Source organism: Emticicia sp. 21SJ11W-3 (assembly GCF_024138715.1).
GTDB lineage: Bacteria > Bacteroidota > Bacteroidia > Cytophagales > Spirosomataceae > Emticicia > Emticicia fluvialis.
Map to the genome: position 1 here is coordinate 1,386,223 of NZ_CP092074.1, position 11,343 is coordinate 1,397,565.

Below are 11,343 nucleotides of genomic sequence, written 5' to 3' on the forward strand. Positions count from 1 at the left end.
TAAATAATATAAAATGGTACTCTTACAAGCACAAGGCGGAAACGGAATGTTTTCTATAATAATGATGGTTGGTATGGTTGCGGTATTTTATTTTTTCATGATACGCCCGCAACAGAAAAAAGCCAGCGACCAGAAAAAAATGGTTGAAGAATTGAAAGAAGGAGATGAAATTGTAACTTTTGGTGGTTTGCACGGCAAAATTGTTGCCAAAGATGAAACAACCGTTACTATTGCAGCCGGTGGTGGCGCCAGACTTACTTTTGAGAAATCGTCAGTTGCAAGAAAAAAATAAGAAAGGTTATATAACCCCAAACCGGAATGCCGTTCCGGTTTGGGGTTAAAAACTACTTAGCCGGAATCTTAAATTATATGAATTTTAAGACACTAGTCTTGTGTTTTATTGCTGCCTCTGTATATTGGCTGCTTAATGCCCTCAACAAGTCGGGTTATACAACCAGAATTAACTACCCAATCGATATCAGGTATAACGATTCGCTCTATATTCCTGTAAGCCCATTGCCCAAAACCATTAAAGTGAGTGTGTCAAGTACCGGATGGAACCTGCTGAAAGACAATTTCTTTTTTAATGTATCTCCGTTAGAATATGAAATCTTAAACCCCGAGCTTCAAAACCATTTAGACACGGCAGTGCTTACAGAAAAACTTACCCAAAAACTCCGCAATACCAAGGTAAATTTTGTTAATACAGATACGCTGGTTTTTAATTTCGAAAAGAAAATAAGAAAAACCATAGTATTGAAAGTAGACAGTATTGCCGTTGACCTGGAGAAGAATTTCGTAATAGCAAGTCTGATAAATGTAACACCAGCCGAGATTGTTATTGAAGGCCCGGCTTCGGCTGTTAATGATTTAAAAGACACTTTTTATCTGAAAGTGCCTGCCAGAAATCTGGCCATTAATTATGATGATAAAATCAGAGTTCCTCTTCCCCGGAATCCGATGCTAAAAGCCAGTGCTGAAAAAGCTGCCGTCAGTTTTGAAGTGGCCGAGTTGCTAAAATAGTTATGCTGTCTCACTTGTAAAATCCGTTATTTTTTTTCAACTTACTAAGCAGATGTTTGTAGTTTTTACGAGCATCCGGTAAATTATTCGTTTTGAGTCTTAAAATTCATTGAAAAATGCCATCAGAAACCGCTCGACGCTCGCAATCTACGCCTCTGAAAGATGCCATCGAAGGGTTTCTTAAAACCTTCAATCTGAAATCAAAATTCAATGAAACTTATCTGGTGGCTTTCTGGGAACGCATGATGGGTAAAATTATAGCTTCCAGAACCAAAGAAATATACGTTAAAAACAGAGTGCTGTATCTTCGCCTTGAATCTTCCCCCCTCCGGCAAGAACTTTTTATGGCAAAAACCAAGCTCATAGACCTCATTAATAAAGATGTGGGTGAGTCGGTTATTGATGACGTTATATTTTTATAGGATACCTTAAACTTTTTTTTAGTTGGCTAATGTTATGATGCAAACATTACTACTCTAAAACACGCTGCAGGCAGGCTATGAGCAAAAAGAATATACTTGTCGAAAATGAGCGCAACCGCCAGGACCTTGGCTTTGGTACCAAATTTACTGACCGCCGCAAAAGGCTTCTAAAGGGTGATGGCCAATTTAACGTGAAGCGAAAAGGACAGTCTTTTGAAGCCTGGCTCAATATCTACAATCGTTTCATTACAATGCAATGGAAAACCTTTTTCCTCATTGTGTTTCTGGTATATATCTTACTTAATTTTTTATTTGCGGTAGCGTATTATTTAATAGGGGTAGAACACCTTATTGGTGTTAACATGACCAGCACGCACTCGCAGTTCTGGGATGCATTCTTTTTTAGCGCTCAGTCATTAACTACTGTAGGTTATGGTCGCATTTCGCCCGATGGATTCATTGCCAGCTGGGTGGCAAGCATAGAGTCTATGATGGGGCTTATGCTTTTTGCAATTGTAACGGGTCTGTTGTACGGGCGGTTTTCAAAACCTAATCCGCGGATATTGTTCAGTAAAAACCTGCTTGTTTCTCCGTACCTGAATACCAACGCAATGATGTTCAGAATTGTAAATGAAAGAAGCAACCAGTTAATTAATATGGAAATAAGCGTGGTGTTTTCAAAAATTGAGCAAAAAGAAGGTAGGGCGAACCGGAAGTATTCTGGTTTAACGCTTGAAAGATCAAAAGTAAACTTTTTCCCGACTAACTGGACGATTGTCCACCCGCTTACTGAAGACAGCCCGCTGTATAATGAAACACCTGAATCTTTATTGGCAGGTGATGCCGAATTTATGATAGCAATTCAGGGTATTGATGATACCTTTGCAGACCCGATTTACTACAGACATTCATACACGGCTAATGAAATGGTGTGGGGTGCCAGGTTTGCATCGATGATTGAATCAGTTGAAGAAGATGCCTATATACTGGATCTTAAGAAAATCGGTGATTATGAGCCGGCCGAACTGAATTATTAGCATATCTTAAAATTGACATTCATATTTGAAATCTTTAATTGCTCCCCCGGTTTTAGGTAAAGGTGATAAAGTGGCCATAGTGGCTCTGGCTAGTAAGATTGACCCGGCGGATATCCAACAGGCCATTGAATTTATGAGTGAAAACTGGCAAGTGGATATTGTAACCGGTGATTCGGTAGGAGCGGCATATTTTGATTTTGCCGGCAATGACAATATCCGTGCAGCAGATTTTCAGCAGGCGCTTAACGATTCATCAATCAAGGCCATTTTCTCGGCACGAGGAGGCTACGGCAGTTCCAGAATTATTGATAAGATAGATTTCAGTCTTTTCAAACAGAATCCAAAATGGATTGTCGGTTTTTCTGACATTACTGCGGTTCATAGCCATATTCAATCACTTGGGTTTCAGAGTTTGCATGGGCCCATGCCTAAAACTTTCATGAAAGACAACGCCTCTCTTAGGTCTATAGAGCCATTTCTTTTTGGTAAAGAGATCATGTATGAAGTAGCGGCGCATCAGATGAACAGAGCAGGAGAGGCAGAAGGGCTTGTAACAGGAGGGAATCTGTGTCTGCTGGCGCATTTGATAGGGTCTGCGTCTGACATCAACTATGACAATAAAATACTTTTTATTGAAGACGTTGGTGAATACCTCTATAACATAGACCGCATGATGGTGCAACTGAAAAGAGCCGGAAAACTGAAGAGGCTGGCAGGCCTGATTGTGGGGTCTTTTAATGATTTAAAAGAAAACGATGTACCTTTTGGTAAGCATGCCTATGAGATTATTGCTGAACACGTGGCCGAATATAATTATCCTGTTTGTTATGGTTTCCCCGTCGGGCATGACACTGCAAACCGGGCTCTGGCATGTGGAAGAGCTGCACGGCTGGAAGTGAACGAAATTGGAGTAAGGCTTGAATTTTTAAACCCTTAATAAACAAAACCATGGAAATACTCTCTAAAATTCTGATTGTTGCGGTTGCTTTAGAGCACGTTTATATATTGTATCTTGAAATGTTTGCCTGGACAACCAAAGGGCCTAAGGTTTTTGGCTCGTTACCTAAAGATTTATTTCCTAAAACTGTAACGTTAGCTGCCAATCAGGGCTTATATAATGGCTTTCTTTCGGCTGGCCTTGTCTGGTCGTTGTTTATTACCGATGCAGTATGGAGTAAAAATGTGGCTTTTTTCTTTCTTGGCTGTGTAATTGTGGCGGGTGTTTACGGAGCCGTTTCGGCCAGCAAACGTATATTTTTTGTACAGGCACTTCCCGCAATTCTGGCATTTATTATCACATGGCTTGCCTGATTACACGGTAATAAATCAGTATTTTTCTTTCTTTCTTGGTCTTATTTTAAAGGCGGCTGGCCTGTTTATAAAATTTTATCGATAGGCTTCTTAGCTACGCTATTATTTCTATATTTGCATAACAGTATGCTTGCATACTTTATTTGACAATGACTCCATTCAATAAAATACTGGAATCTATTGAGTATCTGGCTGATGATTTGTCTGCATTGCAAGACCCCGTTTACATCATCGGCAGTTCGGCTCTTGTACTGGCTGGGGTACCTTTAGAGGTAACAGAAGACCTTGATTTACTGACATCCGCAAGAGATGCCGACTTTCTGAAGAATCGTTGGCAAGCCAGTAAAATAGAAGATTATGCGCCTAAAGACTCAGACAAATTTCGTTCTCGTTTCGCGAGGTATCAGTTAGGCGGCGTTTGGGTAGAGGTAATGGGCGATTTGGAAATTTGTAATAATAACCAATGGCAAAAGTTGCGGGTAAATCAATATTCTGAGCTAAGCATAGGCCAATTAAAAGTTAGAATACCAACGCTTCAGGAGCAGGAAAGGGTTTTCCGGCTGTTTGGGCGTTCAAAAGATATAGTAAAAGCAGATTTAATTTTAAAGCACATAATTCAACCTGACAATGGAAATTAATTATAGAATTGAAAACAATGTGGCGATTCTCAGCTGGAACATGACCACGTCGCCCATGAATGTACTGAATGATGTTTCTATTCCTGAATTTGAATCACATCTTAAAAACGCTTACGCCGACTCCGAGGTAAAGGGTATAATTATTACCTCAGAAAAAAATGAATTTATAGCAGGCGCAGATGTGAAAATGCTTTTAAAAAATAACGATAAAGACCCTTCAGAAACCTATAAATTTTCGCTCGACTTTAATAAGATTTTCAGAACACTTGAAACCTGCGGCAAGCCGGTTGTTGCGGCCATTAACGGCACAGCGCTGGGCGGAGGCTTCGAGGTGTGTCTGTCTTGTCATTACAGAATAGCTTTAGACAACCCCAAAGCACAGATTGGCTTGCCGGAAGTGCAGCTGGGTTTATTGCCCGGCGGTGGCGGAACACAACGTTTACCACGCCTGATTGGCATGGAACCCGCCTTGCTGTTGATGGTTGAAGGCAAGCGCATAAGCCCCAAAGAAGCCTTTGGCTATGGTATGGTAAATGATTTGGCCGCCACCAGAGAAGAGCTTATGGAAAAAGCCATGAAGTGGATATTAGCGAACCCGAAAGCCATACAACCCTGGGACGAATTTGATAAAAAGACGGGTGCTATTAAAGCGCGCGAAAACTATAAAGTACCGGGTGGTAATGTGCAGTCGCCAACGGGAATGCGTACCTTTGCCGGTGGCACAGCCATGATTATGGATAAAACCAAAGGGAATTATCCGGCACCGATTGAGATACTTTCTTGTGTTTATGAAGGCCTGCAGGTAAATATTGACAGAGCCATTGCCATAGAAGTACGGCATTTCGTAAAAGTTGCCACCTCAAGAGAAGCAAAAAACCTGATTGGCGTAATGTTTCTGGGCAAAAACGAAGCCGATAAAGGCGCAAGCCGCCCGAAGGATGTTCCTAAAACTGAGGTAAAGAAACTTGGTATATTAGGAGCCGGCTTTATGGGTTCGGGCATAGCTTATGTATCGGCAATGGCCGGTATTGAGGTAGTTTTAAAAGATGTAAGTATAGAAGGTGCCGAAAAAGGAAAGGATTATTCACGGTCTTTAGTACAAAAAGGGATAGAAAAAGGTAAAACCACTAAAGAAAAAGGAGACCTGTTATTAAGCCTGATTCAGCCAACCGACAAAGCAGCAGATTTAAAAGGCTGCGATTTGATAATTGAGGCTGTTTTTGAGAACCGCGAGTTGAAAGCCACCGTAACACAAGAAGCAGAACCCATGCTGGCAGAAGGTGGCGTGTTTGGCTCTAACACCTCAACTATACCTATCTCAGGCTTAGCAAAGGCATCTGCCAAACCGGAAAACTTCATTGGTATACACTTTTTTTCTCCGGTTGATAAAATGATGCTTGTAGAGTTGATTCGTGGTAAGCAAACCTCAGATTATGCAGTGGCATTAGCCGTCGACTACGTAAAGAAAATCAGAAAGACACCTATCGTGGTAAATGATTCAAGAGGATTTTACACCTCTCGTTGTTTCAGTACCTATACCAGCGAGGGTATTTATCTGCTAAAAGATGGTGTAGACCCGGTTCTGATTGAAAACGCAGGCAAATATGCCGGAATGCCGGTAGGGGCTTTGGCTGTATCTGATGAAGTAGCCCTTGATCTGGCTCTTAAAATTACCAGGCAAAGTATTGCGGATGGCGCTTTAACTGAAAGCGATGACACGTATCAGGCTATCAGATTGATGGTGGAAGATTTGGGCCGGTTGGGCAAAAAGAATAAAAAAGGATTTTATGAGTATCCCGCCGATGGTAAAAAATATCTTTGGGATGGTTTGGCTGAATATTTCCCTGTATCAGATTCGCAGCCTGAAATGGATGAAGTGAAAAAGCGCTTGCTTTACCGTCAGGTGGTAGAGTCAATCCGTTGTTTTGATGAAGGCGTGCTGACAACAAAACTGGATGGCAATATTGGTTCTATTCTGGCCTGGGGATTCCCGCCTTACGCAGGTGGAACGCTCAATTTTCCTGAATTTGTAGGCAAAGAGACTTTTTTAAACGAATGTAACCGGTTAGCCAACACTTACGGAGAGCGATTCAGGCTTACACAAAAACAAGAAGAATTAGTTAGGAACTTATAATTACGGCGTTGTAATCAGCTGAATAAAAGAACGATAAATGTACGAAAAGAGGTGGGCATATAAATCTGTCCCTGATCAACAGGTGGTTAAAACGTTAGCCGGGCAATTGAATATTGATAATACCCTGGCTAATATGATGGTGCAGAGAGGTATCAGTAATTTTGAACAGGCAAAAGATTTTTTCCGTCCGCAACTGTCGCATCTGCATGACCCATTCCTGATGGCTGATATGGACAAGGCAGTTGCACGGCTGGAAGCAGCCATTAATACGAAAGAGAAGATACTCGTTTACGGTGATTATGATGTGGATGGCACCACGGCCGTTGCGCTGGTTTATGGTTTTTTAAGTACTTTTTACCTAAACATTGAATACTATAACCCCGACCGTTATCTGGAAGGATACGGGGTTTCATTGCAGGGTATTGAGTTTGCCGCACAACAGGGCGCTTCTTTAATTATTTGCCTCGACTGCGGCATAAAAGCGCAAGACAAAGTAAAAATTGCTAAGGAACAGTATAAAATAGATTTTATTGTATGCGACCACCACGAGCCGGATGAAAACCTGCCTGATGCAGTGGCTGTGCTTGACCCCAAACGCAAAGATTGCGCGTATCCTTACAAAGAATTAACCGGCAATGGAGTGGGCTTTAAGCTTTTGCAGGCTTATTGTGTCCGAAACAATATTCCATTAACCAAACTGTATCAATATATTGATTTATGCGTAGTTAGTATAGCGTCTGATATAGTACCAATTACCGGCGAAAACAGGGTTCTTGCCTATTATGGTTTAAAGAAACTGAACGAAAATCCGCAAATTGGACTAAAAGCGTTGAAGAGTGTGGCAGGTTTCAATAGTAACATGAGCATTGAAAATGTTGTGTTTGTATTGGGGCCCCGCATAAATGCAGCAGGCAGAATAAAGCATGCCCGTGATGCCGTAAGACTGTTGTTGTCTGATAATTTTGATGAAGCGCTTGCTTTTGCCGAAGAAATACAAAAATATAATACCGAACGCCGGGGCCATGATACCCGCATGACCGAAGAAGCGCTGGCTATGATTGAGCAGGATGCCTGGCTGAGTAGTATTGCCAAGAGTACGGTTCTGTACAGAGAAGACTGGCACAAAGGCGTAATTGGAATTGTTGCCAGCCGCTGTATTGAAAAGTACTACCGGCCAACCATTATTTTTACTAAAACCAAAGAGGCAATGGCTGCCGGTTCGGCACGTTCGGTTGCCGGATTCGATCTGTATTCAGCTTTAGAAGAGTGTTCGCATCTGTTAGAGCAATTCGGTGGGCATAAGCACGCTGCGGGTATGACCCTGAGCATCCAAAATATTCAGCCGTTTCAACAGGAGTTTGACAAAGTAGTAAACAGGTATATAACAGAAGAGCAGCAAACCCCGGTAATAAATGTAGATTTAAAAATCCGGCTGGCAGACATCACCTCTAAGTTTCATCGGATAATAAACCAGATGGCGCCTTTCGGGCCGGAAAACATGCAGCCTGTTTTTGTTACAGAAAACCTTACGCTGAAGTACACGCCCCGTATCATGAAAGAAAAGCACCTGAAACTGGAGCTTCTGGAAGAAGATACCGGTGCTGTCTTTACGGCTGTTGGTTTTGGTATGGTAGAAGAACACTTCAGGAGGCTGACACAACAGAAGTATTTCAGAATTGCCTACCAGATTGAAGAGAACACTTTCAATAATAAAACTACTTTGCAGTTAATGCTGAAAGACATTAAGTATTAGAAAATCATAAGAGGGACAGGCCTGTGCCGTCCCCTTTTACTATGCTATCTTCTCATAACTCTTTAGTGTATCTAATACTCTGCCTGCCTGTTGAATATGGCGTTCATTGTGTGCAATGATAAACTGAAACACATCGCCCAGTTTTAATTTTATAAATTTACCAATTGAAATAGGTATTCGAATCGCATTCAAATCTACCTTTCCGGCTTCTTTCAAATACCGGAGCAATGTTTCCTGTTGATTAATGAACTCGGCCATTACTTCGTGCGCATTCAGGTCAGGAGCGGGTATATGCCCTTTAAATGCTTTGTATTTTTTGGTGTTTGATGGTAACATCATCCGGGTAAAGTAGCGGCCCAGCCAACTGCTCTTAAAAGTATCATTGAACGGTTTTTCCTGATTTTCTCTAATGCCTTTTTCAATTTGTGGCAGGTAGTATAAGCCGTAGCTGTTCAGGTGTTCAAAACATTGGGCAATGCTCCACCCAGAATTATAAGGCGGCTTCAATAAGATATCTTCATTCAGGTTCTGAAAAGTGCTGATGGCTGCATGCAAGTGGTTTTCTACCTCGTTCTCCAATTTTTCCAGCAATTGTATTTTATCAACTTTCTCCATGTAAGCTATTTTGTTTTCTACTGCAAAATTCAGCAGGCCAGACTTCTTAATTCTTGGTATTTACCAATATTTCTAAATTTTTATCCGGTTAATAAACTTGCTGAAGTTGGTGGCATCCATACCCAGATAATTGGCCAGATACTTATGTGGCACCAGTTGCAGAATATGCGGGCTGCGTTTCAGCAACTCCATAAAGCGTTCTTCGGCTGAATAACATTGCAATTCAACCAGTCTGGTCAGTAAACCAGACAACGCGTGTGTAGTTCCCTGTCTGATAAGTGTTTCAATGGCGGGTCGGCTTTGCATCAGTATCTTTAGCTCGCTTACGGGGGCCCGAAGAAAAACTGAGGGTGTCAGGGTTTCATAAAAATATTTTGAGGGCGTTTGCAATAGCAATGAATCAAGCACACCACCAAACGACGGACTATAAGTGAAAACCAGTGTTGCTTCCCTGTTTTGCTCGTCAAAATAATACACTCTCTGCACGCCATCTATAACAAAGTACAGATGCCTTTCTTTTTCGCCCATAGCAGTTAACAGCTCTTTTCTTTTAGCTGCGAAGGGCTTCCAGTGTGTCGAAAACTCCTTCCAGTCAGCATCAGATAAAGGATGGATGCCTGATACCAATTGCTTCAGTTGAAGTAAAGCTGTTTGCATGAAAAAAAGGGGTTTGGATGTTACGCCAAATATAAGGCCCTGACAATGATTTAATAAATATTAACAAGATTTATGAAGAAAAGACGTTAGTTTTGCAAAAGAAACGGCTGAATAGCAAGAGATGATTCTACGTACTGAAAACCTTATTAAAAAATACGGGCAACGCTTAGTTAACAATAACGTAAGTTATCAGGTAGCACAAGGTGAAATTGTGGGGCTGCTTGGTCCTAACGGTGCCGGAAAAACCACGTCGTTTTATATGGCCACTGGTCTGGTAAAACCCAATAGTGGTAAGGTTTGGCTTGATGACCTCGATATTACTGCCCTGCCTATGTACAAGCGTGCCAAACTGGGTGTAGGGTATCTGGCACAAGAACCCTCGGTGTTCAGGCAATTAACGGTTGAAGAGAATATCCTGGGGGTGCTGGAACTGGCAAAACCCGGCATGACAAAAGCAGAGCGAAAAGAGAAAACCGAAACCTTGCTGGAGGAGTTCAGCCTTACGCATGTCAGAAAAAATAAAGGAATTGTTTGTTCGGGCGGCGAACGCCGACGTACAGAAATTGCCCGCGCATTAGCTGTTGACCCCAAGTTTATATTGTTAGACGAACCCTTTGCAGGTGTAGACCCCATTGCCGTAGAAGAGATTCAGGGTATTGTTGCCAAGCTCAAACACCGTAATATCGGCATTCTGATAACCGACCATAACGTAAACGAAACCCTTTCAATTACCGACAGAGCCTATCTGTTGTTTGAAGGTAAAATTCTACGGCAGGGTACAGCCGAAGAACTGGCAGGTGATGAACTGGTACGAAAGGTATATCTGGGCCAGCACTTCGAGCTGAAACGCAAAATTTAAACGGTTTTCTGAGAAGATATTCTTTTTTCAGGCATTGAATACCTAATATTTTATTTAAAATAAATTCATTTACCGGTACTTGTATAGGAACCGGAAATTTGCTAATTTGTATCTTCATACAATCACTTAAACAATTTTTAACTATGGCTAATCCGGTATTTTCGGAAAAAACATTTACAAAGATTGACCTTACTTATAACAGCGGCGAGGTCATGACAGTACAAAGTACACTCACCAAGGTAGGTATTTTGTTATTTATTCTTTTGGCTTCTTCGGCCGTTTCCTGGGTGGGTTTACTAGAAGGTTGGAGCATTGCCCCGATGTTGATACCCGCCGGATGCATAGGCGGCCTTCTGTGTGCCGTTGTGCTGGCATTTAAAAAAGAATGGGCGCCGCAGCTGGCACCTACTTATGCTTTGTTAGAAGGTTTAGCTATCGGTGCAATTTCTGCCATTTTTCATCAATTTGCTTTTATTGCGGCAGGTCTTACTTTCGGAGTTGTATTTGTTATGTGGGTATTATATAAAACCGGTATCATTAAAGCTACCAGAGGTTTTATGGTTGGCGTTGCCGCGGCTACCGGCGCTGTTTTTCTGTTGTATATGCTTACCTGGATTTTAGGTATGTTCAGCATCAGTATTCCTTATATTCATCAAGGCGGTACCATCGGTATCATCTTCTCAGGCGTGGTTGTAACCATTGCTGCCATGAATCTGATTATCGATTTCCACCTGATTGAAGAAGGAGCACGTATGCAATTGCCAAAATATATGGAGTGGTATTCAGCCTTCGGACTGATGGTAACAATAATATGGCTTTATTTAGAGATTCTGAAATTATTAGCCAAGTTGGCGCGTAGATAATATCCATTAATCAATATTTTATGAAAGCCTG

The 11,343-nt window shown here is 41.6% G+C and carries 13 protein-coding genes; 11 read left to right on the top strand and 2 right to left on the bottom strand.

Annotated elements, in window-relative coordinates:
- Positions 1-13 precede the first annotated feature (13 nt).
- The 9 genes from yajC to recJ all read left to right on the top strand — a co-directional run bounded on the left by yajC (position 14) and on the right by recJ (position 8,318).
- Positions 14-292 (top strand): preprotein translocase subunit YajC, encoded by a 279-nt coding sequence (gene yajC, locus MB380_RS05805; RefSeq protein WP_101725446.1) that lies wholly within the window; start codon positions 14-16, stop codon positions 290-292.
- Positions 293-369: 77 nt separating this feature from the next.
- A complete protein-coding gene (locus tag MB380_RS05810) occupies positions 370-1,023 on the top strand; it encodes a hypothetical protein (protein ID WP_253533858.1) in 654 nt (217 codons plus the stop codon).
- 116 nt (positions 1,024-1,139) lie between these two features.
- Complete coding sequence (locus MB380_RS05815; protein ID WP_101725444.1) at positions 1,140-1,445, top strand: DUF721 domain-containing protein; 306 nt, start codon at positions 1,140-1,142, stop codon at positions 1,443-1,445.
- Positions 1,446-1,522: 77 nt separating this feature from the next.
- Positions 1,523-2,482 (top strand): ion channel, encoded by a 960-nt coding sequence (locus MB380_RS05820; RefSeq protein WP_253533859.1) that lies wholly within the window; start codon positions 1,523-1,525, stop codon positions 2,480-2,482.
- A gap of 25 nt (positions 2,483-2,507) precedes the next feature.
- Positions 2,508-3,419: an LD-carboxypeptidase gene (locus tag MB380_RS05825; RefSeq protein ID WP_253533860.1), complete on the top strand. Its 912-nt coding sequence runs from the start codon at positions 2,508-2,510 to the stop codon at positions 3,417-3,419.
- 11 nt (positions 3,420-3,430) lie between these two features.
- A complete protein-coding gene (locus MB380_RS05830) occupies positions 3,431-3,793 on the top strand; it encodes a DUF1304 domain-containing protein (RefSeq protein ID WP_253533861.1) in 363 nt (120 codons plus the stop codon).
- Positions 3,794-3,942: 149 nt separating this feature from the next.
- The gene (locus tag MB380_RS05835; RefSeq protein ID WP_253533862.1) at positions 3,943-4,431 is read left to right on the top strand and encodes a hypothetical protein; all 489 of its coding nucleotides are present in this window, start codon (positions 3,943-3,945) and stop codon (positions 4,429-4,431) included.
- A complete protein-coding gene (locus tag MB380_RS05840) occupies positions 4,421-6,565 on the top strand; it encodes a 3-hydroxyacyl-CoA dehydrogenase NAD-binding domain-containing protein (protein WP_253533863.1) in 2,145 nt (714 codons plus the stop codon). The genes MB380_RS05835 and MB380_RS05840 overlap by 11 nt, the downstream gene beginning before the upstream one ends.
- A gap of 37 nt (positions 6,566-6,602) precedes the next feature.
- Positions 6,603-8,318 carry a single-stranded-DNA-specific exonuclease RecJ gene (recJ, locus tag MB380_RS05845; protein WP_253533864.1) on the top strand — a complete coding sequence of 572 codons (1,716 nt, stop codon included), beginning with the start codon at positions 6,603-6,605 and terminating at the stop codon, positions 8,316-8,318.
- Positions 8,319-8,357: 39 nt separating this feature from the next.
- Here the strand turns inward: recJ and MB380_RS05850 are convergent, their stop codons facing one another.
- Both MB380_RS05850 and MB380_RS05855 read right to left on the bottom strand, forming a co-directional pair.
- A complete protein-coding gene (locus MB380_RS05850) occupies positions 8,358-8,933 on the bottom strand; it encodes a DinB family protein (protein WP_253533865.1) in 576 nt (191 codons plus the stop codon).
- A 72-nt stretch (positions 8,934-9,005) separates the two neighbouring features.
- The gene (locus MB380_RS05855; RefSeq protein ID WP_253533866.1) at positions 9,006-9,590 is read right to left on the bottom strand and encodes a Crp/Fnr family transcriptional regulator; all 585 of its coding nucleotides are present in this window, start codon (positions 9,588-9,590) and stop codon (positions 9,006-9,008) included.
- A 121-nt stretch (positions 9,591-9,711) separates the two neighbouring features.
- Here MB380_RS05855 and lptB point away from each other — a divergent pair, with 121 nt between their 5' ends.
- The gene (gene lptB, locus MB380_RS05860; RefSeq protein WP_101725435.1) at positions 9,712-10,449 is read left to right on the top strand and encodes an LPS export ABC transporter ATP-binding protein; all 738 of its coding nucleotides are present in this window, start codon (positions 9,712-9,714) and stop codon (positions 10,447-10,449) included.
- A 143-nt stretch (positions 10,450-10,592) separates the two neighbouring features.
- Positions 10,593-11,312, top strand: coding sequence for a Bax inhibitor-1/YccA family protein (locus tag MB380_RS05865; RefSeq protein ID WP_253533867.1), 720 nt, complete (start codon positions 10,593-10,595; stop codon positions 11,310-11,312).
- Positions 11,313-11,343: the final 31 nt, after the last annotated feature.